Origin of the sequence: Spongiimicrobium salis, from assembly GCF_043678055.1 — a bacterium.
In the GTDB taxonomy this organism is placed as follows: Bacteria; Bacteroidota; Bacteroidia; order Flavobacteriales; family Flavobacteriaceae; genus Spongiimicrobium; species Spongiimicrobium salis.
In genome coordinates, this window is sequence record NZ_JBHEQA010000001.1 from 908,192 (window position 1) to 932,855 (window position 24,664).

28 protein-coding genes and 1 riboswitch are annotated in these 24,664 nt (G+C 39.6%); of the genes, 3 read left to right on the forward strand and 25 right to left on the reverse strand.

Translation table 11 applies throughout. The features are described from left to right. Window positions 1–2 precede the first annotated feature (2 nt). From thiC to ACEXOE_RS04215, 22 genes are all read right to left on the reverse strand, one after another. Window positions 3–1,862, reverse strand: coding sequence for a phosphomethylpyrimidine synthase ThiC (gene thiC, locus ACEXOE_RS04110; RefSeq protein ID WP_394747458.1), 1,860 nt, complete (start codon window positions 1,860–1,862; stop codon window positions 3–5). Window positions 1,863–1,909: 47 nt separating this feature from the next. Next, window positions 1,910–2,113: a sulfur carrier protein ThiS gene (gene thiS, locus ACEXOE_RS04115; RefSeq protein ID WP_394747459.1), complete on the reverse strand. Its 204-nt coding sequence runs from the start codon at window positions 2,111–2,113 to the stop codon at window positions 1,910–1,912. An 89-nt stretch (window positions 2,114–2,202) separates the two neighbouring features. Then, window positions 2,203–2,296, reverse strand: a riboswitch (TPP riboswitch). 182 nt (window positions 2,297–2,478) lie between these two features. After that, window positions 2,479–3,195 carry a LytR/AlgR family response regulator transcription factor gene (locus ACEXOE_RS04120; RefSeq protein WP_394747460.1) on the reverse strand — a complete coding sequence of 239 codons (717 nt, stop codon included), beginning with the start codon at window positions 3,193–3,195 and terminating at the stop codon, window positions 2,479–2,481. Window positions 3,196–3,197: 2 nt separating this feature from the next. Then, window positions 3,198–3,518, reverse strand: a complete 321-nt coding sequence (locus tag ACEXOE_RS04125) for an Hpt domain-containing protein (protein ID WP_394747461.1) — start codon at window positions 3,516–3,518, stop codon at window positions 3,198–3,200. Then, window positions 3,515–4,576, reverse strand: a complete 1,062-nt coding sequence (locus tag ACEXOE_RS04130) for a sensor histidine kinase (RefSeq protein WP_394747462.1) — start codon at window positions 4,574–4,576, stop codon at window positions 3,515–3,517. The genes ACEXOE_RS04125 and ACEXOE_RS04130 overlap by 4 nt, the downstream gene beginning before the upstream one ends. Then, window positions 4,573–5,706: an FIST signal transduction protein gene (locus ACEXOE_RS04135; protein ID WP_394747463.1), complete on the reverse strand. Its 1,134-nt coding sequence runs from the start codon at window positions 5,704–5,706 to the stop codon at window positions 4,573–4,575. The genes ACEXOE_RS04130 and ACEXOE_RS04135 overlap by 4 nt, the downstream gene beginning before the upstream one ends. Next, a complete protein-coding gene (locus ACEXOE_RS04140) occupies window positions 5,703–7,301 on the reverse strand; it encodes a sensor histidine kinase (RefSeq protein ID WP_394747464.1) in 1,599 nt (532 codons plus the stop codon). The genes ACEXOE_RS04135 and ACEXOE_RS04140 overlap by 4 nt, the downstream gene beginning before the upstream one ends. After that, window positions 7,294–7,836, reverse strand: a complete 543-nt coding sequence (locus ACEXOE_RS04145; protein WP_394747465.1) for a heme NO-binding domain-containing protein — start codon at window positions 7,834–7,836, stop codon at window positions 7,294–7,296. Before ACEXOE_RS04145 ends, ACEXOE_RS04140 begins: the two co-directional genes overlap by 8 nt. 77 nt (window positions 7,837–7,913) lie before the next feature. Further along, complete coding sequence (locus ACEXOE_RS04150) at window positions 7,914–8,315, reverse strand: response regulator (protein ID WP_394747466.1); 402 nt, start codon at window positions 8,313–8,315, stop codon at window positions 7,914–7,916. Window positions 8,316–8,437: 122 nt separating this feature from the next. After that, window positions 8,438–9,442, reverse strand: a complete 1,005-nt coding sequence (locus ACEXOE_RS04155; protein WP_394747467.1) for a metal-dependent hydrolase — start codon at window positions 9,440–9,442, stop codon at window positions 8,438–8,440. 79 nt (window positions 9,443–9,521) lie between these two features. Continuing rightward, window positions 9,522–11,294 (reverse strand): MutS-related protein, encoded by a 1,773-nt coding sequence (locus ACEXOE_RS04160; RefSeq protein WP_394747468.1) that lies wholly within the window; start codon window positions 11,292–11,294, stop codon window positions 9,522–9,524. Window positions 11,295–11,355: 61 nt separating this feature from the next. Next, complete coding sequence (locus tag ACEXOE_RS04165; RefSeq protein ID WP_394747469.1) at window positions 11,356–11,712, reverse strand: MmcQ/YjbR family DNA-binding protein; 357 nt, start codon at window positions 11,710–11,712, stop codon at window positions 11,356–11,358. Between the two features lie 9 nt (window positions 11,713–11,721). After that, on the reverse strand, window positions 11,722–12,054 hold the full coding sequence (locus ACEXOE_RS04170) for a Dabb family protein (RefSeq protein ID WP_394747470.1): 333 nt from the start codon (window positions 12,052–12,054) through the stop codon (window positions 11,722–11,724). A 90-nt stretch (window positions 12,055–12,144) separates the two neighbouring features. Beyond that, window positions 12,145–12,780 carry a DUF4230 domain-containing protein gene (locus ACEXOE_RS04175; protein WP_394747471.1) on the reverse strand — a complete coding sequence of 212 codons (636 nt, stop codon included), beginning with the start codon at window positions 12,778–12,780 and terminating at the stop codon, window positions 12,145–12,147. Window positions 12,781–12,816: 36 nt separating this feature from the next. Then, complete coding sequence (locus tag ACEXOE_RS04180; RefSeq protein ID WP_394747472.1) at window positions 12,817–13,569, reverse strand: cyclase family protein; 753 nt, start codon at window positions 13,567–13,569, stop codon at window positions 12,817–12,819. Further along, window positions 13,563–14,702 carry a radical SAM family heme chaperone HemW gene (gene hemW / locus ACEXOE_RS04185; RefSeq protein WP_394747473.1) on the reverse strand — a complete coding sequence of 380 codons (1,140 nt, stop codon included), beginning with the start codon at window positions 14,700–14,702 and terminating at the stop codon, window positions 13,563–13,565. Before hemW ends, ACEXOE_RS04180 begins: the two co-directional genes overlap by 7 nt. 41 nt (window positions 14,703–14,743) lie before the next feature. Beyond that, complete coding sequence (gene ruvC / locus ACEXOE_RS04190) at window positions 14,744–15,298, reverse strand: crossover junction endodeoxyribonuclease RuvC (RefSeq protein WP_394747474.1); 555 nt, start codon at window positions 15,296–15,298, stop codon at window positions 14,744–14,746. 11 nt (window positions 15,299–15,309) lie between these two features. After that, entirely contained in the window at window positions 15,310–15,786 is a 477-nt protein-coding gene (locus tag ACEXOE_RS04195; RefSeq protein WP_394747475.1) for a hypothetical protein, read from the reverse strand. 96 nt (window positions 15,787–15,882) lie between these two features. Then, window positions 15,883–17,025, reverse strand: a complete 1,143-nt coding sequence (locus tag ACEXOE_RS04200; protein WP_394747476.1) for a tetratricopeptide repeat protein — start codon at window positions 17,023–17,025, stop codon at window positions 15,883–15,885. A gap of 22 nt (window positions 17,026–17,047) precedes the next feature. Continuing rightward, on the reverse strand, window positions 17,048–17,620 hold the full coding sequence (locus ACEXOE_RS04205) for an energy transducer TonB (RefSeq protein WP_394747477.1): 573 nt from the start codon (window positions 17,618–17,620) through the stop codon (window positions 17,048–17,050). A 70-nt stretch (window positions 17,621–17,690) separates the two neighbouring features. Further along, complete coding sequence (locus ACEXOE_RS04210; RefSeq protein ID WP_394747478.1) at window positions 17,691–19,193, reverse strand: TonB family protein; 1,503 nt, start codon at window positions 19,191–19,193, stop codon at window positions 17,691–17,693. Then, on the reverse strand, window positions 19,190–19,552 hold the full coding sequence (locus ACEXOE_RS04215; RefSeq protein WP_394747479.1) for a BlaI/MecI/CopY family transcriptional regulator: 363 nt from the start codon (window positions 19,550–19,552) through the stop codon (window positions 19,190–19,192). The genes ACEXOE_RS04210 and ACEXOE_RS04215 overlap by 4 nt, the downstream gene beginning before the upstream one ends. A 197-nt stretch (window positions 19,553–19,749) precedes the next feature. Between ACEXOE_RS04215 and ACEXOE_RS04220 the strand changes: the two genes are divergently transcribed. The 3 genes from ACEXOE_RS04220 to ACEXOE_RS04230 all read left to right on the forward strand — a co-directional run bounded on the left by ACEXOE_RS04220 (window position 19,750) and on the right by ACEXOE_RS04230 (window position 22,805). After that, complete coding sequence (locus ACEXOE_RS04220) at window positions 19,750–20,268, forward strand: DUF456 domain-containing protein (protein ID WP_394747480.1); 519 nt, start codon at window positions 19,750–19,752, stop codon at window positions 20,266–20,268. A 34-nt stretch (window positions 20,269–20,302) separates the two neighbouring features. Then, window positions 20,303–21,637: a serine hydrolase domain-containing protein gene (locus ACEXOE_RS04225; RefSeq protein ID WP_394747481.1), complete on the forward strand. Its 1,335-nt coding sequence runs from the start codon at window positions 20,303–20,305 to the stop codon at window positions 21,635–21,637. 130 nt (window positions 21,638–21,767) lie between these two features. Continuing rightward, window positions 21,768–22,805, forward strand: coding sequence for a hypothetical protein (locus ACEXOE_RS04230; protein ID WP_394747482.1), 1,038 nt, complete (start codon window positions 21,768–21,770; stop codon window positions 22,803–22,805). Window positions 22,806–22,982: 177 nt separating this feature from the next. Here ACEXOE_RS04230 and ACEXOE_RS04235 read toward each other — a convergent pair whose 3' ends face one another. The 3 genes from ACEXOE_RS04235 to ACEXOE_RS04245 form a co-directional block, all read right to left on the reverse strand. Further along, entirely contained in the window at window positions 22,983–23,297 is a 315-nt protein-coding gene (locus ACEXOE_RS04235; protein WP_394747483.1) for a hypothetical protein, read from the reverse strand. A gap of 102 nt (window positions 23,298–23,399) precedes the next feature. Further along, on the reverse strand, window positions 23,400–24,365 hold the full coding sequence (locus ACEXOE_RS04240; protein WP_394747484.1) for a sodium-dependent bicarbonate transport family permease: 966 nt from the start codon (window positions 24,363–24,365) through the stop codon (window positions 23,400–23,402). A 31-nt stretch (window positions 24,366–24,396) separates the two neighbouring features. Beyond that, window positions 24,397–24,660 (reverse strand): hypothetical protein, encoded by a 264-nt coding sequence (locus ACEXOE_RS04245; protein ID WP_394747485.1) that lies wholly within the window; start codon window positions 24,658–24,660, stop codon window positions 24,397–24,399. Between the last annotated feature and the right edge of the window lie 4 nt (window positions 24,661–24,664).

Genomic DNA, 24,664 nt, shown 5'->3' on the forward strand with positions numbered 1-24,664 from the left:
GTTTACAGATATACTTTTGATCCTTTTTCCCTAAACTCTTGCGATTTTTCATCCATTCCTTTTTGAATGACCTCATTATCCACAATTTCGTTCGTAGCGGCAAAATCACGTACTTCTTGGGATATTTTCATAGAGCAGAATTTAGGACCGCACATGGAACAAAAATGCGCAATTTTCGCCCCTTCCGCAGGTAAGGTCTCGTCGTGATATTCCCGCGCCAATTCTGGATCTAGACCAAGATTGAACTGGTCTTCCCATCGAAATTCAAATCGTGCTTTGGACAAGGCATTGTCCCTGTGCTGGGCTCCGGGATGCCCCTTGGCCAAATCTGCGGCATGTGCCGCCAGTTTATAGGTCACCACGCCTGCCCGTACGTCATCTTTATTGGGCAATCCCAAGTGCTCCTTAGGCGTCACATAACATAACATGGCACAACCAAACCACCCAATCATGGCTGCTCCAATACCTGAAGTAATATGATCATAGCCGGGTGCAATATCTGTGGTTAAAGGTCCTAAGGTATAAAAAGGCGCTTCATCACAAAGTTCGATCTGCTTTTCCATATTTTCCTTGATCATGTGCATAGGTACATGGCCCGGACCTTCTATAAAGCACTGTACTTCATGCTTACGGGCAATCTGTGTAAGTTCTCCCAAAGTTTCCAGTTCTGCAAACTGTGCTTCATCATTGGCATCGGCAATAGATCCAGGACGTAGACCATCTCCCAATGAAAAAGCGACGTCGTAGGACTTCATAATTTCACAGATCTCCTCAAAATGGGTATACAGGAAGCTTTCTTTGTGATGGGCCAAACACCATTTTGCCATGATGGACCCTCCTCTGGAAACAATACCGGTAACGCGTTTTGCGGTCATGGGAACATAACGCAATCGCACTCCGGCATGGATGGTAAAATAATCCACTCCCTGCTCTGCCTGTTCTATTAGCGTATCCTTAAAAATCTCCCAGGTTAGATCTTCGGCAACCCCATTCACTTTTTCCAGAGCTTGGTAGATAGGAACCGTACCCACGGGCACAGGGGAATTTCTAATGATCCATTCCCGGGTTTCGTGAATGTTCTGTCCGGTAGATAGGTCCATAATATTATCTGCTCCCCAACGACAGGCCCAAACGGCTTTTTCCACTTCTTCTTCAATAGAGGAAGTCGTAGCAGAGTTTCCAATATTGGCATTGATCTTTACCAGAAAATTTCGTCCTAAAATCATAGGCTCCGCTTCCGGGTGATTGATGTTGGACGGGATAACGGCACGCCCTCTTGCCACTTCCTCGCGTACAAATTCAGGAGTGATCTTCGCAGGAATTGCCGCCCCAAAATGCTCTCCCTTATGTTGTTTTGCCAACTCGGTCATTTCATCAATGCGCTGATTCTCCCGTATAGCAATATACTCCATTTCTGGAGTAATGATTCCTTTTTTAGCATAATGCAATTGGGTGACATTCTCTCCTTTTTTAGCGCGCAACGGTTTTTTAAGGTGTGAAAAACGCATATGATCTAAGCGAGTGTCATTTAATCTTTCATTGCAATATTCAGAGGTGAAAGAAGTTAACTGCTCTACATTATCGCGCTCTAAGATCCATTGTTCCCGTATACGCTCAATTCCTTGGTGCACATTGATTTCCTTGTCCGGATCGGTATAAGGTCCTGAGGTATCATAGACCGTCACCGGTTCGTTTGGAATCAATTTTCCACTAAGGGAATCTTTGGTATCACTCAAATGGATCTCGCGCATGGCCACCTTTATTTGTGGGTGGATTTTTCCGGAGACATATATCTTCTTTGAATTTGGAAAAGGTTTTCTACTGATGATTCCTTCTTTGGGTGCTGTGTCTTTGTTTTTCATTCTCTTGTACTAGTGTTTTAAGGTTCTTGAAGTAGGAAATACCATTATTATCCTCCTTGGGCTGCTTGTATGATCAATACATGGTCATTCTCTGATAAGGCTTGGCTTGCCCAAGTATCTCTGGAAATGATGCTATTGTTAATGGCAACCGCAATACCGTCCGAAGTGGTATTGATTTGTTCCAATAATTGATAAAGGGTATGGTTTTCTTCGATTTCCATGGCCGCCTCATTGACCTGTATTGTTATCATATCTGCAATTATTATATGAACTCAGGGTACAATACGGACTTTGAAAGCAATATCGGGAGGATATTGACCAAAAAGAGGAGGACAACGATGTTCTCGCATTTACTTTTTCCTTCGCTGGTACTAACCATGTCAGGTTCAAAGGGTATTTCTCAGTTCCTTTATGGAACACCCCTAAAGCTTAAAGCAGTAAATATATTAAAAACTATGGATTTAATCCATGTCTTCTTATAATCTTTTTAGGAAAGGAAAATCACGGAATACGAACGGACACGCTCTCATCCTTTGTCCCACTTATTCAAAAAAAAGTGACAAAAGACAGGGTTGGTATTGGCTTATTATTACGGTAAAAAAGCAAGCTAAACAACTCACAATAAATTCAACCGTCGCATCAATTCCGGACGATTGGATCGGCTAATGGGAATGACATTCTTTTCTATCAAGACACTATTGTCTTCGATATCTATGATTTTAGAGAAGTTGATGATAAAAGAACGGTGAATCTGTAGAAAAATACTGTCCGGTAATTTCTCCTTGATTTTCTTGAGTGTGGAATGCACGCGGTACTTTTCTTTCTGGGTTTTTACGTCAATATAATCCCCTTGGGCTTCGATCAGTAAAATTTCATCGTACTTCAACTTAATCAATCTGCGATCGATATTGATATAGAGGTCTTCCCCTGAATTGGTTTCCAATTCTCCTTCGGAAGCATGTGCCGGCACTACTGTTTTTGCCATGGCATTTTTTACCTTTTGCAAGGACTTTTTAAAGCGTTCCAATGTTAGGGGTTTCACCAAATAATCTACAATAGCTTCATATTCATAGGCTTCTATGGCAAAATTGGTATCAGAGGTAATCAGCACTATTTTGGGCGGATTTTTTAGGGTCTGTACAAAGTCAAAACCCGTAAACCCTGGCATATGGATATCCAAAAACACCACATCTACAGTTTGTTGATTTAAAAATTTAATGGCTTCCATGGCATTGGGCAAAGAATCCATTACGTTCAAATCTGGCACCATGGAACAGAGTTGTTCCATAATGGCCCTTGCGGCGGCTTCGTCATCTACAATGATACAATTCATGGTTAAATAGTTTTAAGATACACTTCAATGGTTTCCAAAATGGAATGAAATTCATTTTTCAATGCCGTATTTCCTGTTCTCAGGTCTTCTTCATAGGTTACGGCCAACCTATAGCTTTCTTCTAGACCAAGGATATTGAACTTATGCTTTAATTTATGCACATTCAGAGCAGCTTCCCGAGTCATATCCTCGGCGATATTGCCAAGGTATTCTTTCTTTTCAATTGGGAATTCGGTCTGTAGAATGCCTATGAATTTCTTTTCAAAAGCACTGTCTCCTCCTGCTAAATTTTTGATATAAGTTAAATTGGGTTCTTCTGTCATGCTACTTGTTTTTTGATGGTAAAAAAGAATGTTGTGCCTTCTCCCACATCCGAGTTCAACCAAATTTCTCCTTTATAACTGTTTACAATTTTCTTGACTAGGGCCAGTCCAATTCCCGTGGCATTTTCGTTGTTTTCCAACTTTTTAAACATATCGAAAATGCTGGCTTGGTAATTTTTGGGAATTCCTTTACCGTTATCCTTTACACTAAACTCCCAAAATTTCTTGTTGTCTTTTACCGAAATTACAATGGCACCATCTGTACTATCTTCCATAGCGGTAATGGCATTGGTCAACAAATTTTTAAACAATTGCTCCAGTTTGTACTTCTCTGTATGAATAGTAGGCAAACCTTCCGTTGTTTTGATCTTTATGTGATCCGGAACAAAAATGGTTTCCCTAATATCCTCGATCAAACCGGTGACATCTACATTGGTCTTTTCCCCTTCATAGGAGGCAATGGTAGCATGCATTAGAATACCATCGATGAGATTATCCATTTTGGTTAAATTTCGGGCAATCAAATCAAAATTCCGCTTGCTGTCTTCACTAAGCCCTTCTTTCTCATCTTCTCCGATCCAACTTACCAAAGCGCTTATATTGCGAATTGGGGATTTTAAATCGTGTGAAACCATGTGGGCGTAATTGCTCAAGGATTCATTCTGCACTTCCAAATCTTCCAATAAGGTGTTTTTCTCAGAAGTAAGTTGTACCAATTTATCGGCTTGTTGTTCTATTTTGGCGGCTAATTTTAAGGCATCGAAATCTGCAAGTGGGTTTTCTTCATCTGCAGTATCCGAGGTATCGATCATCTTAATGGCATTGGATAATGCGCTAAAAATTTTCTTCTGGTTTTCTACCTCATTTCTAAGTTCTAAATTCGCCTGGGATAATTCTTCGGAACTAATTACCGTTGAACGTTGGATCAACGCCAATTTATCATCGTTGTTTTGATACGACGCGCCTACCGCCTGAAGAAAAGATTGTAATTCTTCAGCGGAGGCCAGTTCCTCAGAAAGAAACTTCCGAATCTGCCGTTCCAAAAGAGGATGTGTCATTCGCTAATAAGTGTTAAGGTCATGGTTTGATTATGCAATTTACATTGGTCTGCCCCAGCAAAAGGCGCCATTTCTCCGTACGAATAGAAGCCTGCTACTTTCGCCTTAGTCCCAATCACTTCAATGACTTCCTCCACTTCTTCCTCTGTACGCTGGTCCATGACCAATTTTCTACCCACACAGCTGATCAAAAGCCCTAGTTCTGGTTCATTTTTGCGATCTCTCATGGCAAATGTGGCGGCAGTCTGAGCTCCGTGGACAATATCATCTACCGTGGACATCATCAACTGCACTTCAGCTCCTTCCGGAACGTCCCCGGCCAAGATCATGGTATTTTCTTCTTCATTAATATTTAGAATGGTACGCACAATACTCTCCTTACTATCAAGTGTTTTTACACTTAAAGGATATAGCAGCGCCGCTTGGGGCAACTCTTTTGCCTTTTCTCCTAAATAGGTTTTGTACAGATCCAGAGCCGGTAATCCATCGAGCTCATACAATACATTATCTTTAGATTTGGTAATGGTGCGCTTTGGCCCAAAACCGGTCCATCCTCCATAGTTGGCACAGGTAACTTCCAAGGTATCTCCATAGAGTCCTATAGCGATCACTTCTCCTTCTTTTGGGTTTTCATTATAAGAAGCCAAGGTACGTTCAAAGCGTGCATCGTCTCCACAAAGTCCACCGGAAAGTGTAACTCCAGTTGGCAGTTCTTTTTCCATTCCTTCAATTAGGCCGCTCCCATTAACACTACTGCCTTCCGATACTACAAAAATGTGCTGTAGTCCTTCTTTCGGTAGTTTTTTCAACAAAGCCATTCCTAAATCTTGAACAGTATCCGTAAAATCGGCCACATTGGCCCTTTGTACGGTAAAGGTACTTTTCTCAAATTCCATAGCGGTCAAACTCAAACTTTGATCCAATACTTCGCTTTCTAAAATCTCTCCTGCGGTAGATCCAAAAACAATATGTCCATCTGGGAACATTGTTTTTATTTCATCATACAAACTCGTGGATTCTAAAGTGTAGCGGTTCCCGAACACTAAAACCAGAGGTTCCCTTAAATTGCGCTCATCAGATAGAAACTCCCAATTACCATCTTGTTCTTTTTTGCCCTGAATAATTCTCATGTTTTCTTTTTTAAGGTGAAGAAAAAGGTCGTTCCTTTTCCGGTTTCACTTTCCAACCAGACATTTCCGTTGTAGCGATCAATGATCTTTTTTACAATAGACAGTCCAATTCCTGTAGAGCGTTCTTTATTTCCAACGGATTGAAAAATCTTAAATATCTTTTCGTGGTATTCTTCAGGAATCCCAACGCCATTATCCTTTACGTAAAATTCCCAATGGGTCTGGATATCTTTACACCCTATCTCTACCAGACCTTTCTTTGCTTCAATATGCACCACGGCATTACTTAAAAAGTTTTGAAACAATTGGTGAATTTTGATTTTATCAGCGTGTAAAGTGGGAAGGTCGTTTGCTATTTTTACTTCTACGTGTTCGGGAATGTAGATGCTGTCACGAATCTCTTTGACCACTTCGTTTACATCCACCTCTGCTTCATGCAATGCATCATTGGATGCCGTGGAATATTTTAAAATGCCATCGATCAACTTATCCATCGATTCTACTTTCTCCTGCATCATTTTAAGATTGTATATCCCATTCTCATCAAGGACGTCCTGATAATCTTCATTTAACCAAGTGGCCAGGGCACTCAAACTCCTCAAGGGAGATTTTAAATCGTGGGATACAATATGTGCATATTCCCGAAGGCCCATATTACTGGCTTCCAATTCTTTTAAAAGTTTTTCTTTCTGCGCCTCCAAATTTCTTTGGGCCGTAATATCTTCTATCAATGCTAATTGATGCTTCAGTTCTCCTTTTTCATCGCGTAAGGCACTGACCGTAGTTTTTGCAAAAAAACGAGAACCATCTTTTTTAGCGTATTTTTTTACTATGGAAAAATGCTCCAACGCTCCAGAGTTTACTTTTTCCATTAAGGCCATGGAAGCCTCCACATCCTCAGGAGAGGAAATATCTTTAATCTTTAAGCTTTTGAGTTCTATTTCGGAGTACCCAATAAGTTCTACAAAAGATTTATTGGCCTTGGTTATCTTCCCCTCGGTGGTAAGTACAATTCCCAAAGGGGAATTTTGAACAATGACATCTAGTTCTTTGCGTTGGTCATCCAATAAATTTTTGATTTCCGTTTCCTGGGTAATATCCCGTATAATTCCTTGCGCGGCAATGGGGACACCCTTTGCATCATACACCACACTACTATTGATCTGCACAAATTTCTCCGTACCATCCTTTACTACAATTTTAGCCTTGTAGTTCTTAAGGCTTCCAATCTCTAAAAGAGAACGAATAGATTCCACGGTATATTCTACATAGTCCTTATGCACCAATTGCGAAAGGTTAATGTGTTCTTCGTTATGATCATATCCCAAAAAATTCTTGGCGGAAGCATTCATGTTGATCACATTGAACTGCAGGTCCATGACAATATAGGGGTCAATAATATTGATAAAGACACCATCGAGTTCAGAAGCTTTCTCATTCAACAGATTTTGCAACCTATGATTGCTCTCCTGCAAATGCTTGTTCATATCATACAGTTCCTTAGATTTTTCTTCTAAGATGCGTTCCGCCTGGATACGGGCCTTTTTTTGTCGGGCCAATGCTTTCTTTAAAAGAAGTACTTCTTTATTATCCATGCTGTATGATGTCAAACTTTACTTCAGTCCCATCCTCCTTTAACAGCTCATAGATGATTTCTGCAGTTCCATTAAAATGTTCAAATGTTTTTTCAATAAGGCCATGAGCCAGACGATATAAGCCTCTAGAAGAAGAATAAATCATAGAAAGACTATTCTCTGTCTTTTCCAATATTTTAAAGCTGGGCAGTTCGGCGTCGGGATATAGTTTCTTTACGTGTACGTGGATATGGTCTTCTATGGCGTACAATAAGTTCAAGGGCGCCCTGTAGTTCTTTATTACTTCGGGGTGGGCATTACTCAAGCTGTCAAAAAGATGTAGTCCAAAAGCATAGATAAGATCGTCAGCGGGCACATTGATCTCTGTACTCAAATTGGTGATCAAACTCACCATTTCATTAAAATCATAAGTTCCTATGGCGGTGTAGGCACCTTCGGAGTCTAAATTCGATTTTTCGATAATCGTATCGGCAACCTCCAACCCAAACTGGGATTCCACCATTTCCATGAATTCGGTAAAAACTATTCCTTTCATATTACGTATTTTACGAAATAAATGTAGGAAATTTAGTACCTAAAATAAAAATAAATGTTGTGAAAGCCTGATTTCTGTTAGGCTTTTATCAATTCATTTACTTCCCAATATTCAAAGACTTTTTTCAACTTCTGCTCATAATCCTCATATTTTAAGGGCTTTATGATATATCCAGCAATACCAATACGATAACATTTCAATAAATCATCGCGATTTTCGGATGTTGTCAAAATAATTGTAGGAAGAAATTTTAGGACATCATCCTTTTTTAAGATTTCCAGAAATTCAATTCCATTCATTCTGGGCATATTAAGATCTAGCAGAATTACATCTGGCAATGCTTCTCCCGACCTCAAGATTTCCAAGGCTTGTTCACCATTCTTAGCTTCCACTACGCGATGTTTACATTCCATTTTTGCTATGGTCCGTGTTAATTTCATCGTCTCTATGGTGTCGTCTTCGATAAATAGAATATTCATAACTGTATGTTTTGCCCTACAAACATCTGCAATAAATATGTAAAAAAAATTTGCTGTCGACGAATGGAAGAAAAGTGTCGACGAATGGAAATTTACTTTCGATATACATTTTAGCGATATCCCTAATTTCCCCATATTCTATCCCAAAGGACGAGGAATAATTTCCGTGCATCTGCACGGCCAAATCGGGGAGATTCTTCTATGGTAAGCACTTCTTCCTCTTTAGTAAGTTTGTACGAAAATGCAAATTGGGTCTCCTTGGGATCCAGACTCACCAATCCAAATCGCAAATCATTAAAATACAAGTTGCCCTCTTTTTCGGAAATGGTAAACCAATATTCTGCAATCTTCATCAAGCGTTTCAGCTTAGGATGTTCTTGTAATGCGCCCAACTTTGCGTGATTTTTAGGATAGCTCCTAAATTGTATGGGCTTACTGTCAAAAAAAGAATAGTTCCCAATGAGATAATGATCTCCGGCATCCACATTTGCGGTCCACAAGATTGCATTAAAGGGAGTCGTTCTTGTAGAAATTGCCGTATACGCCACACCTTGCTTCTCTAGGGCATCTGTAAATTTGGTGTAGGACAACCCTTTTAACATCAGGGTCACTCCCAAATAGGTACTGCTTACTATTAAACCCATGCTATTATACCAACTTCGTAAAGGGGATGTTTTCTTCTGGCGCATGGCCAACAGCAGAAATACTAGAAAAGGTAGGGTGTATAAAGGATCTATGACGAAGATATTTTTATAGGCCAAACGCAGGTCCAAAGGCCAGAAGAATTGGGTTCCCCAAGTGGTATGGGCGTCCAATAAAGGGTGGGTCACCAAACCCCAGAACATTAACCAAGACCAAGGTTTCCAACCCAAATGCTGTTTTCGTTCCACTTTGGAGATCAGCCATCCAAAAACAGGAGCAAATAACACACTAAACACTAGGGAATGGCTAAACCCCCGATGCACTTCTATGGTTGTCAATGCATCTGTGAAGTAGCGAGCCAAAACATCCAAATCCGGGATAGTACCTGCAATGGCACCATACATCATGGCCTTATTGCCCACCTTTTTTCCCAATACTGCCTCACCTACGGCAGCTCCCAATACAATTTGTGTTAAAGAATCCATGTGCTATACGATTGGGGTTTACGTACTATCATTTCCCCTTGTCTTTTCGTTTCTAATTTATCACAAGGCCAACTCCCAATTATACAATCTCCATTTTCTTCAGGAGAAAGGAGGCATTCATATTTTGGCAGATTCCTTTCTTAAATTTATAATCAAAATGCAGTTCGTCATCTATGATCTCCGCATCAAAATAGTGGTTTTCAATTTGCGCTATTTCATCTGCAGCTTCACATAAACTTAAATCATGGGTAGCAATGATCCCTGTAGCGCCCGACCCCACTAATTTTTCTACAAACTTCCGCGATCCAATGGCTTTATCGGTACTGTTGGTGCCTTTTAAAATTTCATCTAAAACAATAAAATAACGGTCGTGCTGTATTTCATCAACGATAAACTTCAAACGCTTCAATTCTGAAAAGAAATAGGATTCATCATCGGTAAGTGAATCTGTGGTACGCATGCTGGTAATCAACTTAATAGGCTTATAGATAGCTTTTTCTGCGCAAATGGGCAAGCCCATATTTGCCATTACAATTTGCAGGGAAACCGTCCTTAAAAAAGTACTTTTCCCAGCCATATTGGCTCCAGTAATAATAAAGAACTGATCGGCATTGATCAATATATCATTATACACTGCTTTTTTAGGATCTAATAAAGGATGTGCCGCAGCCTTGGCATCCAAAACAATATTGGCTTCTTCCGATATGGTGGGAAAGCGATATTCGGGGTGATTGAATTTAAAATTCCCTAAACTATTATAGGCATCAAAAAACGCAATGGTTTTGAACCACTGCGGCACCGCAGAACGGTATTTCATGATCCAAGCTTCGATTTTAAAGGCCTGATGTAAATCCCATAGCAGAAAGGCATTTCCCAAAAAACCAAAAAGCATATTGTTCCGCTGATCTAAAGCATTTAGAATCCGGGAAAACTCCTTTAGTCGCTCCGAAGTTTTTCCCTTCCCATCCATGACGTTATTCTTCTTATCGCTCAATAAGCTGGCCTTAAACGCAATACCTTCTATTTCTACGATCAACTTCTGATATTGTTGAAAGGTGCTATGGACTTTACTGGTATCCATAGCGAGCTTTGTAATACTCTTAAAATAAAGTCCTGTGATTCCCAATCCCAAAAGAAACCATATTAAAACAGGCCAACCGGGAAGGAAAGCCGAAAAATATCCTCCAACAAGCACCAAGGAAATCACGGAGAATAGCGTGGGCAATAGCTTCATCACTTTAGGAACAAAGGTGGTATAGGTCTGTAACCATTTGATGATACTATGATAGGGCGTCTCTGTTTTCACCAAGCTAGCAATAGCGGAAAACTCTTGTCGCCACTCTGGGATACCTGCCAATTCTTCAATAGCCTCTTGTTTGGAAGGAATTGCTGTAAGGGTATTGGCCAAAAAGAGTGTCGCCAAGGTTTCACTCCCCTGTTTTAAAGTAGTCCTATTACAATATTGATAGAAAGATCCCTTCCCAAAGAGGTCGATATCCTGACTAAAAAAATGTTCCGAATCCGCAAATTCCTGTCCGTTCGGCAAGTCATGAAATTTACGTTCCAAGACCAAAATCTCGGTGGCATTGATTTTGAGAATAGCCTCTATTTTATCTTTTTTATAGCGAAGATCCGTATGTTTGGACACCAAGAAAAGAAAGAGGGCAATTCCTCCCAAAACTATACCCATGACCAATTTAACATTACCAAAGGTCATATATACCCCAAATGCCATTGCAGAAAAAACAACTAAACGTAAAATACTGGATAGTAGAAGTTGCTTTTTAACTTCTGCCAGTTGTTGCTTATGAACGGCAATTTGATTTTTATAAAAAGAAAGGAGTTGCTCCATAGAAGGCACAGAAATTTAGAATTCATTACAGCAACTACAAATATACCTATATTCCCAAGGCTTAGAGCAGATCGTAGGCCGCTTTTAATTTGCGCGTAAACTTGGCCACCACCAAATCATAGGAATGATCTACCAACTCCACTATCAAACTTGGTGGTAATTGTTCTAGAAAGAGCGTGTTCCAATGCACTTTACTCATATGGAAACCCGGAATAATAAGCCCGTCGTATTCTTCTCTCAAGGCAATTGCCCTTTCCGGATCGCATTTGAGGTTCACTTGTGAGGGCTGTCTTTCCAAAGGGGCCAAGGCAAACATCTTCCCCATCACCTTAAAAACAAGCGTTTCCGCATCAAAAGGAAACTCCTCGGTCACTCCTTTTTTACGCATGCAATATTCTCTAAAGAGCTCTATATTCATAGTTTAGTTCTAGTTAGGTACAATTCCATTGGAATCATATACGATGACCTTGGTCCACAGGTCCTGACATTCCTCAATAAATTTTAGGTGAGCCTCTTCTTTTTGATAGCCATCCTGATCCTCGGCAGAGGCAAAAGTAACTACCAGCGAATAGGTAAAAGAGCCATCTACCACTTCCCGGGTGGCCCTAGGCGGTGTCCCTATAAAATTGGTTTTGGCATACTTGGAATTTTCTAAAAAACGACTGAGAGAGGCTTCAAACTTTGCTCTATCCACAGGGCTTTCCGGGTTTTTTAACCAGAAGAATACGGTGTGTACAAAATTTGCATCGAAATGCTTCATGGAAGCATCTTTTGATTTGTTTTCTTTGCAAGACGTAAAAGCCATTGCAGTAAGGAAAAATACAAGCACTATTTTTTTCATATTCAAAAATTAATTGTCTGTTTTTTGTTCTAAAATTCCAACACCATCCAAGGAAAGTGCCAAAGCACTATAATCTAATTTCCACCCTATAGTTTCTACAATCTTCTCCATAATCAATATGGTTTCCAGGGCTTCTCTCTGGGCGGTTTCCATTAAGCCACTTTCTGGAATTTTTTCGGTGATATAGGATTTTACCTCCTGATTCAAGGAAGTTAGATCATCGGGAGAAAAGGAATTAAAAAGTCCATTCTTTATATCGTAGAATTGAAGCTCCGGAGCAACACTGAGAATCTCCGGTTGCGGAAAATGCATTAAACTCACTTTTTTCGTTTCAGGATGTGCCTTTATTTGTACTTTCTTGAGGTCATACCCGATGTGTGCTTTGGCCTTAACGACGATCAAGGCTTTCTTTTTGCTACTGAACAGGCTTAAAAAGAGTTCTTTAGTATTCTCATAGGTATAGATTTCTGTAAAATCGCCTTCTACCGAAATAAGCTTGCAGACGGTTTTTATCTTTTCCAACAGAATTACCGACTGTTGTTCCGTACGTTCTTTTTCTTTCTTCTGCCTAAAAAAATTGAACAGCCAATACATTCCGATAGCCCCGAGTACACCTCCTAGTAAAATCGCTGTAATATCACTCATGGGCTCTATATTTTCCTTTGGATCTACAAATTAACTTCACGGCTTTTGTATTTTGTATAATACAGGTCTACTTGGACTGGCGTCATTCTCAAAAGCCGCCATCTGCAAGTTTAAAAAATAACTTCCATCGGATATCTGATTTGCCACATACACGAATTCCGTTATGGTCGCATTTTTTCGTAACCGATCGTCCATACCCCAAAATGCCCTATGCACCAAGAGAGCGCCTCCATCTTTCTCTTTGTCTACTGAGGGTAAATCCACTAAAAGATGTTGTACACCTTTATTTACCAGAAATTGCGCAGCCTCTTCCAATAAATAAGGAGGGTTGGTATGGGAATATTGCTTGGATTTTTTATCATCGAGATTGGGCAGGGTCCGTATAATTACAGCTTCTCGCTTTTTATTCCCCAAAGCATATTGTAATTGTTTTTTAGAAATCACGAAATCATCCTGATACTTTTCGGGAGCAATGGTAACTACTTCTGCAAAAAAGAAAAATTTGTCAAAGCAATCGTTTACATTGTAATATTCCCTGGTGATATGTCCCAAACATTCGGTATGGGTTCCGTGGGCATGGGGGTTAAACCAGATATTGTTGAAATTAGTGGTTCCGCCTTCGGCTACTTTTCCAATAAAATCGCCCTCGCGATGGGCAGTGATTTTTGGATGATCAATATACCAAGCATTAACATTATTGGCATTGCCCCGAATGGGAATGGAGATGTCCAAAGGATTTGCAAGGTTGATCGTATAGTTTTTGGTATTGTGTTTAATGGTCGTCAACATGATTCTAAATTAAGCATAAACAAATCACTGGCAATCCCATCGGTTAAAAATTTTCCTTTTGTGGTCACTACCAATGTTCCCTTCTCTAATGCAAGTAGGCCTTCTTGTACATGTTTTTCTGAGCTTTTCAGGAGGTAGGTATAATAATCCTCCCCATAATCCAATCTTACTTTTTCCAAGGAAACCCCCCAAATCGTTCGCAGACCCGTCATAATGTATTCATTGTATTGATCCTGCTCTGACAATAACTCCATTTCCATAGGAAGTTTCTTCTCTCCAATTGCCTTTATGTAGGCATGGTTATTGCGTACATTCCACCCCCGTTGTTTTCCATCAAAGGAATGTGCCGATGGCCCAATACCAATATATTTTTTCCCTAACCAATAGGCCGTATTGTTTTTGGAAAAAAAACCTGATTTTCCAAAGTTTGAAAATTCGTAGGGGATATAATCATGTACTTCCAATGTACGTAGAAGCTGTTGGTAATGTTTTGCTGCCATGCCGTCGTCTAAGGGTGGCAGCTTCCCGACAGCAATAAATTTTTCCAATGCTGTTTTGGGCTCTACTGTCAAGGCATAACTGGAAATATGGGGAACTTTAAAGGATAGGGCCTTTTCCAAATTCTCTTGCCATCGCGCTTCGCTCATATACGGCATTCCATAGATAAGATCTATGGAAATATTATCAAAGTATTGCGAGGCCGTTATTAAACAGTTTATGGCCTCCTCGGCAGAATGTGCCCGATTCATTAACCGAAGATCTTCCTCAAAGAAAGACTGTATCCCAATACTCAATCTATTTATTGGGGAACGTGCCAGCGCTTCAATTTTTTCAGTGGACAAATCATCCGGATTGGCTTCTAGGGTAATCTCGGGGTCCTCGATCAATTTATAATTCTCGCGAACTGTTTCAATAAGGCGCATTAACTGTTCGGATGTTAGAACAGAAGGGGTTCCTCCTCCAAAATACAGCGTTTGAATAGGCTCTCCTTTGAATTCATCTTTGCGCAATCGCAATTCGGAACATAGTGCGGTTATCATTTCCTCTTGCTTGTGCATGAGCGTGGAAAAGTGAAAATCGCAATAATGGCAGGCTTGTTTACAGAATGGGATATGAATATAGATACCGCTCATTTCAATGGATCATGACCCTTACATCATTGATGCAGGAATCCTTATTTTTTTACACGTTTCGCATTTTGTTTCACAAAGGCATCCCACCCACTATAGCTTTTCCCCACTTCAATACGCCCTTCATTGTAAAAGTGACATACAGCAGCGGCCAGACCATCTGTACTATCTAAATTCTTGGGTAATGAGGTAAGCCCTAAAACACTTTGGAGCATCCGCGCTACTTGTTCTTTACTGGCATTCCCATTTCCTGTAATGGCCATTTTAATCTTTTTAGGCAAGTATTCGGTTATTGGAATTTGCCGCGATAAGCCAGCCGCCATAGCCACGCCCTGTGCCCTTCCCAATTTTAACATGGATTGCACGTTTTTTCCAAAAAAAGGAGCTTCTATGGCTATTTCATCGGGATGATAGGTATCGATCAAGGAAATCGTACGTTCAAAAATGAGTTTTAACTTCACATAAGGATCTTTATACTTTTGAAGCAATAACTCGTTCATTTGAAGAAAGTGCATTTTTCTATCCACCACTTTAATCAAGCCGAACCCCATAATAGTAGTTCCCGGGTCTATCCCTAATATAATTTTTTCGTTTGCCAAGTCAGTTTTGTTTACAATGTATTGAGCACAATAGGTAATTTAAACTTTGCCCGTACCGGTATGCCCTGCTTCAACGCAGGTGCTATCTTGGGCATTTTGGTCAGGATTTTTGCAATTCGATCGTTCAATTCCGGAAACTGTGTCCCAATGGCACTATCTTTTTCTACGGATAATACGCTAATCATTCCCGTATTATCAATGCTAAAATGCACCGCCATGATTCCGCCTTGGGTAATCTCATCCCCAAAGTTTTCTGCAGTCAGATGTTTTGAAAAATGGGTTAAAAAAGTACTTTCAAAACAAGCTTTTTGTATTGCCTTTTCTGAAGCTTCATCACAATTGGCAAACATCGGATAGACATCAACATCATTCCAGTTGATCTCCTCCATTTTCACATCGACCAATTCCTGTATTTTTTCCTCTTTGGTAGTAAATAAATTACAGGATCCCAGCACGATCAGAAAAGAAATTACCCAAAGCTTTTGCATGCCTAAATTACTTTTGGGCAAAATACGATTTTTTGGGGACGTAAAGGCTACCTCAACTTTATGCAGCTTGTATTTTAAGGCTTCTGGGATTCTCTATTACTCTTCTTTTGCATAGAATATTTCTTCCTTTAATTCCGCAATACGCTTATTGGCAAATTGCAGAAAAAAATTCTTTTTCTTTCCAAAGCGCTCTTTAAAGCGCTCATAATATCGAAGCTTAATTTTAGGATCTTTATAATATTGATCTGCCGTTATGCAAACCTGATAATAGTTGATCGGGTTTTCGGGGTTTTCATCCGATGCCTTCTGATAGTAGGCTAAGGATTTTTTCAAATCCCCCTGCTCCTTAGCCAATTTTCCCAAAGCTTTGTACTCTTCCACAAAGAGCACTTCTTGAACTTCAATGGAGGTCTTGATATAAATTTCTGCACTGTCTAACTGTTTCTGCGCCCAAAAAACATCTCCTAAACCAAAATAGGCTTCTGCATCTCCGTCATCGAAAACCAAAATCCGCTTAAATGCCGCTTTTGCCTTCTCCAGGTCACCAACATTGTAATATGCATTCGCCAATTTTTCATAGATGTACTTTTTTTCTTCTTTAAGTTCGATCAATCGCTCAAAGAGGGGAATGGCCTCCTCATCTTGATCATTGTTATACAATGTCAAGGCTTTTAAATTGATCAAGGCTACATCGTTTTCATAGAACCGGAGGCCTTGATCAACGTATTTCAAAGTGGAATCATTTTCGCGTTGGGTCAGGTAATACCGTCCCAATTGGAACAGACTCCTAAGATGTGTGCTATCCCTTTTTACGGCCTCCTTATGGGCTGTGCTGGCCTCCTTCGCTTTTTCGGCTTTCTGAAGGGTTTGCCCCAAATAGTAGTAATATTCCGGATTTGTATCATCCTTCACCGTAAGCTCTTGAAAAACGGTCAAGGCTTGGTCTGTTTTTTTTGTTTTTAAATACAGTTTTCCCAATTCAAAAGCGGCACGGTACAAGGCAGTTTCTTTTTGAAGTAAGTTTTCGTATTCCGCTATGGCTTTGTCATAATTCCCTATGGCATTATAAGCCCTGGCAATTTGCTGCTTGGCTTTGGGAGAATTTATCTTGGCATAGGCATTGATGGAAGCCGTATAATTTCCAAGGGCATACAAACTATCTGCAATAGCCGAAGCCGAAGACTGAGCTCCGGCTTTAGACAAGACTATCACAAAAACTATTACAATATTTTTTTTCACAGGCCTAATGAATATTAAGGTACTACTCTTTTTTCTTTGTACGCGTCGCAGGTTCCGGAATATTGAAGGACGACGGTTTTCCATGCAAATTAAACGTTACGGGGACGGAAAAAGCTACATTGACTACCTTCCCTTTATGCCTACCTGGCTCCATTTGCGGCAACTTTTTTAGTATGCGCAATACTTCTTCCTCTAATATTGGGGAAGAAGCCCGTTGACGTACGCCCACAATATTCCCCTTTTTATTGATGGTAAAAATGGAGCTCACTTTTCCTTCAATACCTCTATTTTTTGCTTTTTTGGGGTATTTGAAATGTTCCTTAATGTGGGCCTTAAGTTTACTGTTAAAACAAGTTCCCTTGTTCGTAGCCTTCTCGCAACCTGGAAAAATAGGCACTTCTTCGACTACCACAAAAGGAATCATATCATGTTCTTGCCTAGCTTCATCGGTAGGGTATCCCATCACGACCTTAGTATCTGTTCCTTGAGATTGAGCTTCTACGGAAGTAGACCATAACATCCCAAAAATTAGAGGTAGTACCAAGGCATACTTCAATGCCATCATTATTGTTTTTGACTTGGTTTTCTGTATCATATCTATTCATTTTAAGGCTTAGTGATTCGAAAAATTGTTGAAAAGGAACTACTTTACTAGAGCATTATCCCTAATTAATATTGACCTGTTTTATTTCTACTTTAAGCTTTTTTTCTAAAATTTCCATTTCTTGATCTAGTTTTTTAACGGCTGGACTAGATTCATCGGCACTCTTTAAAAGACGCTCTCTTTCCGTATATAGTTCCGTATACAACTTTATCAAATTTCCTTTGGCTACGGATTGAGCAGAAATTGGCGGCGGCGGTGGGGTTCCATGCAGCCTAAATGTAATTGGAATGGAATAAGGCACATTGACCGATCTACCTTTTTGCTTTCCAGGAGTCATTTGCGGAAGCTTTTTTAAGATACGATCCACTTCTTCTTCCAGTATTTTGGCAGGTCCTCTTTTTCTAATGTTAACGACATCTCCGTCTTTATTTACCGTAAAAAGGGCACTTACCCTTCCTTGTATCCCTTCTGCCTGGGCACTTGCAGGGTAATTGAAGTTCTTACGGATATGCAATTGCATTTTTTCAGTGAAACAGGCGCGCTTATCCGTAGCATCTTCACAACCTGGGAAAATGGGCACCTCCTCAATTACGGCAAAAGGAACGTCCTCTATTTGCCCTGAAATATCATTTCCTGAATAGGAATAACCAACAACAACGGTTTCCTCCAAAGGAATTTCACTGGCATTTTCGGTCTCCGTAAGCTCATTGTCCAATTCACAGGAAGTATAACACAACATGCCAAAAACTAGGGGCAATAACAGTACATATTTTAATTGTACAATACGCTTCGATTCTTTTTTTTGTAACATAACTATTCGTTTTTTGATTAATGATGATTTAAAAAATGGATTTATAAAGGAAATATGCTGTGTCTGGAATACCCGAGACAACAACAATTCATATTGCGCTGTTTTATCTTCTTCCGGTACTTGGGCATCGGCAATGAATTCGTGCAATTCGGAAATACGGTTTTGATAGATATATACCAGAGGATTGAACCAGCATACGATTCGCATGACTTCAAAAAATAATAAGTCCAAAGAATGGCGTTGTTGAATATGCACCAGCTCATGGGCCACAATATGGTCGTAATCTTCCTTTCTGACCTTATCTCCCAAGAAGATGGTCTTGAAAAAAGAAAAAGCCAGATTACTTTGTGAAACAATGACCCTGGTAAAGTCCGAAAAATAGCGTAGCTCTCCTTTTTGTTTCAGACGATACAAGGTATAGAGCTTGTATCCAAAGACAAGAGTTGCTACCAGCATTCCCATATAAAACATGCCCATGGCCATGCTTATTTTTGGCGCTTCTTCCACAAGGGTTCCTGGGGTAAGAATCAAGGCATCCAATTGCACCACACCCCTACCAATGATATCATAATTTTCGGGAACACTGAGCCCCAAAGCTTCTATCTTTACCCATGGCAGGATCAAGGAAAGGGCATAGGTCCCTATTAAATAGGCCCGGTTCCATTGAAAAAAAGTTTCTCGTTTTAAGAACAACTCATAAATCACAAGAAATAGGAGTTGAAAAGCTATACATTCTAGGATATATTGTATCATTTCTCGTCTTTTTTAATTTCTTTTAAAATGGATTCCAATTCGGTAAGACTCATATCGTTCTTTTTCATAAAAAAAGACACCATACTCTTAAAAGAGCCTTGAAAATATCCGTCCACCAACTTATTAATGGATTGGTGACTATAATCTGACTTTTTCACAATAGGAAAATAAAGGTATCCTTTCCCTTCTTGCTCGTGATCCACAAACCCCTTGCTTTCTAAAATCCGTACAATGGTGGATACGGTATTGTAAGCAGGCTTGGGTTCCGGTAAAGCAGCAATAATAGCAGCTACATTACATTTTTTCAGGTCCCATAACAACTGCATTACTTCCTCTTCTGCTTTGGTCAACTGCTTCATTTTCATTCGTTTTTTGATTTTAATTTACTGCTCTATATCTAAAGTGAGCCTTAATTCTCAGGGCTAATATAACTAAAAAATTAGTTTAAACTAATTTTTTAGTTGAATAATTTAAAAAAAGAAGACCTAAACACGCATTTCCCTTCCTTTTTTATGTAACAAAAATCCCAAAAGCTAGTCCAATAGAAAACCAAACTATGGACATCGTACTGTTTTTCTTCGGACTTATCTGTATGTTTATTGGCGTATTGGGTAGTTTTTTACCCGTATTGCCCGGCCCTCCTATTAGTTGGATCGGCCTTCTACTCCTTTATCTTACCACAGCTGTCCCTACAGATTGGGTATTTCTAGGGATTACCTTAGGTATTGCCCTGATCGTTTTTGCCCTAGACTATATTATTCCTGCCATTGGCACTAAAAAATTTGGAGGCACCAAAGCCGGAATGATCGGCACTACTATTGGCCTCATCATTGCACTTGTTTTTCCCGTTCTCGGCATTTTTGGCATTGTCGTTTGGCCATTCGTAGGCGCCTTGATCGGAGAATTGATCAATAAAGCCGATCAAAAGACTGCTTTAAAGGCGGCATTTGGCTCTCTTGTAGGCTTCTTAACGGGAACTTTTTTAAAATTTGTGGTCACGATAGTATACTTAGGATTGTTCATTTCCACTTCCTGGGAGCACTTTGGAGCACTATTTCCTTTCTTTGATGCCTAGATGTTATAACCATATATGAAATACGAACAGCACCATGAAATCAAAAACTATGTTTAGAAAAACCGTTATCCTTTGTCTGTTGCTATTATTGTCGATCCCAGCAGTAGCACAAAAAATGAATATCCAAAAACTGGATAGTCTTTTTGATCTTTTAGCCAAAAATGACCGATTCATGGGAAGCATTGCCCTAACGCATGAAGGCAACATTATTTACCAACGTGCCATTGGGTATGACGATTTGGAGCATCAAAAAAAATCGAGCACTGATTCCCGCTACCGTGTAGGATCCATTTCCAAAATGTTTACCTCTGCCCTTATCTTTAAAGCTGTAGAGGATAAACTGCTAGATCTTGATGCCCCTTTAGCTACCTATTTTCCAAGTATCCAAAACGCCAAAAAAATAACAGTCGGAAATCTATTGAACCACCGAAGTGGGATCTTTAATATCACCAATGACCCCAGCTATGGTAGTTGGAATACCAAGCCGCAAAGCAGAAAAGAACTCTTGGCAAGGATTGTCAAAGGGGGCAGTATTTTTGAACCCGATAGTAAGGCAGATTACAGTAATTCCAATTATATCTTACTTACCTTTATTTTGGAAGATCTACACCAAAAGTCTTTCAAAACTATTGTTAAAGAAGGCATTACCGGACCTTTAGGACTCCAGAACACTTATGTAGGCAGCAAAATAGATCCGGATAACAATGAAGCCTATTCATACCGATTTGATGGAAAATGGACCAAACAAAGCGAAACAGACATGTCTCTTCCTTTAGGCGCCGGGGCTATGGTATCTACACCTTCCGACCTTTTAAAGTTCATTGAGGCTTTATTTGCGGAAAAGATCATTACTAAAGAAAGTTTAACAAAAATGACCACGCTACGCGATAATTTTGGTATGGGCATCTTTCAATTTCCTTTTAACGAGAAGAGGGCTTTAGGGCATACTGGAGGAATCGATAGTTTTGGTTCTATGTTGGGCTACTTTAAAGAAGATCAACTTGGCATTGCCCTTACCTCCAATGCCACCAACTACAATAATAACGATATTGTCATTGGTGCCTTAAGCGCGTTTTACAACACCCCTTATACCTTACCCGTTTTTGCCAATATTGTTTTTACCTCTGACGAGTTAAATCCGTATCTGGGTATATATGCTAGTCCGGACATCCCCTTAAAAATTACGATTACAGAGAAAGATAACTCCCTGATGGCGCAGGCAACTGGGCAAGGAGCGTTTCCTTTGGAAGCTCAGAGTAAAACTGTTTTTGAATTTAAAGCAGCCGGAGTGGTTATGGAATTCATGCCCGAAAAAAATGAAATGGTCTTAAAACAAGGAGGAGGTACTTTTACATTTACCAAAGAATAAAAATGGAGAAAAAAAATAAAAAAAGTATTTGGGATTATCTGACCCAACCTGGAATGCTTCTTTTTATATGCATTTGTGCTGTATTACTTTAGTAAGATTGTGCATTATTATTTCTAAAAAATGACATGAGATGAAATTACCTAAAATGGCTCTGCATTCAAATTTGGCTTATGGGATTCCCCTTCTAATTATACTGACCACTATAGCCATAGGTTTAAGTCCCCTTCTGCAACAGTACCCTCAAATTGCTATAGGAATTACCTATGACCTGGTATTGACCGCTCCACTGGCTTATTTTCTTGTCATTCGCAAACGAAATATTCCAAAAATTACCCTTATCCCCCTCATTGTTATTGGAATTATTATAGCCTCTTATATATTGCCTGAACAACAGCAAAGTCATTTAAACGCTATAAAAGCTTACGTTTTACCCTTAACAGAACTCTTAGTTCTTAGTGTACTCGTATTTAAAATCTCTAAAGGGATACGCACATTTCGTTTAGCGTCAAAAACTCGGTCCGATTTCTATGAAATTAGTAAATCCAGTGCAAAAACGCTTTTCGGCAAAACACCTTTTGCCGCTTTCTTTGCCTCTGAAATTAGCATGTTCTATTATGCTGGCTTTGCTTGGCGATTTAAAAAATTACAAAAACAGGAATTTTCAAATTATAAGGACAATGCCAGTATTGCTATGGCCGTGGCGCTATTGCTCGTTGTAGGTATAGAAACGTTTACCTTTCATATACTACTGATGAAGTGGAGTGTGGTTGCCGCTTGGATTTTCACCGGCAGTAGCCTGTACACAGCGGTATTGATCATTGCCCATATTAAAGCACTGCTGCTACGACCTTCATTATTGACTCCAAAAGAACTTGTACTTAAAAATGGGCTTCTTGCCAATATTCGCATCCCATTGGACAGTATTGCTACGGTAACGCGCTGTTCTGCGGAAATCTCATCTTCAGATAGCCGTATTGGGAATTTAGGTTTGTCCAAAAAAAGCACCCATCATTCTCTTGCCCTATACTTTAAATATCCGCAGACCATAGAAAAAATGTATGGTTTTACAGATGAATGTGATGTTTTGTTGTTTCATCTAGACAATAAAGATTCTTTTTTAAAGCTATTGACCAAGGCAGGCATACCCTATAGCGCATCTCCTCAATGAAAAAAGGCGTTTGTATCTGCACGTCTTGGCCTTATATTGTTCTGTTTTTGACAATGACACTTTAAATTCATATGACTATAAAATGAAGAAAGCGACCTGAGACGGGGTCGCTTCCAATCAATACTAAACTAACACTTATAACTGAAGTAGTGTATATCCAAAAAACACTTTTTTCTACTATTCCTGTTCAACAGAAAAATGTATGGTACTTTTCATTTTCAATTTTTTTCCCTGCAGTCTTGCCTGAGTCAAAAATTCTTTTGCCATAATTTGTTCAGCAATCAATTCTTCGATTCGCCCATTATCAAATTCACAATGGTCCAAAATATTTCCTTCTGTTCTAGCCAAACGTTGCAATTTGTGAAAGTTGATTTTCACTTCCAAAACATCATTGATAATATCAGCAGCCTGTGAAGCTGTAAAACTACCATCGATAAGTCTGATCGATTGTTCTTTAATCGCTGTTTGAGGCATTGTTTCTAAAACTTTCATAGTTTATATTTCTACGTATTAACACTTTTTGTTGGCCCCAAAGGTCGAACATAATATTTATATATTTTTATTTATATAATTAATATGAGTCATTAACAATCATTATGACATATTGATAAGGCCTAAATATAAGGGCATTCCCAAGGTAATATTAAAGGGGAAGGTTACCGCCAAAGCCATGGGAATGTATAGACTAGGGCTGGCTTTTGGAGCGGCCAATTTCATAGCGGCAGGAACAGCAATATAAGATGCACTAGCGGCCAATATGGCAAAAAGGAGTCGATTCCCCATACTAATATCGGTTAATCCACTCAGCAACGCTACTACACTTCCATTGAAAATAGGGACAAGAATGGCAAACAAACTTGCAAACCACCCTTTCTTCATAAAATCATGTAGCTTTTTTCCACTGGTAATCCCCATATCCAAAAGAAAGACGGCAAGAAAGCCTTTAAAAATGTCTGTAGTAAAGGGTTTTATCCCTTCGGCCTGCGCTTCACTGGCCAAAAAGCCAATAATAAGACTCCCAATGATAAGCAATACACTACCATTGGTGAACGAATGCAATATGACCTTCTTCATAGACACTTCTGCTTTATCCTTATTCTTCTTGAAAATCGATATCATCAAGAGTCCCACCATAATAGAAGGTGCTTCCATTAGTGCCATTACCGCTACCATATGTCCGCTAAAGGCAATTTGTTCCATCTCCAAAAAGGCGATCGCAGTAACAAAGGTAACCGCACTTACCGAGCCATAGGAAGCTGCAATGGCCCCGGCATTTTCTGTACTGAATTTTCGGCGCAAGATGAAATACGAATATACAGGAACCAGCAAGGCCAAAAGCACCCCAAAGAGCAAAGACCATAGGATTTCCATACTAAATGGACTATGGGAAAGTTCTTGCCCGCCCTTAAAGCCAATAGATAGTAGCAAATAAAGAGAAATGAACTTGGAGGAGTTCTCTGGGATGCTAAGATCACTTTTTACTTGTACGGCAATAATACCCAGAAAAAAGAAAAGTAGGGCGGGATTGGAAAGATTGTCGATCAACAAATGTAAATCCATAAAATTCAAGCTTTTAAATGAAGGATATACCCTAACGATTAGGAGCTATTTTTTTACTTGCCCTTTCCAGTGATGTAGCGTCTAGGGCAAGCAGAATAATACGTTCTCCCAAAAGCTTCTCAAAAAGAAAAAGACCGCCTCGCCAAACAGACGTCAATAAGAAGTCAATTCTAAAAGCAATGAGCATGAAAATATTCCCATTTGGAACAATCCATGCCTGCTGATACCTCCTGGTTTCTAAGACAATTACGCTCGTTCTAAACCCTGTAGTTCGGTGCATTTTTTGTACAATCATTTCA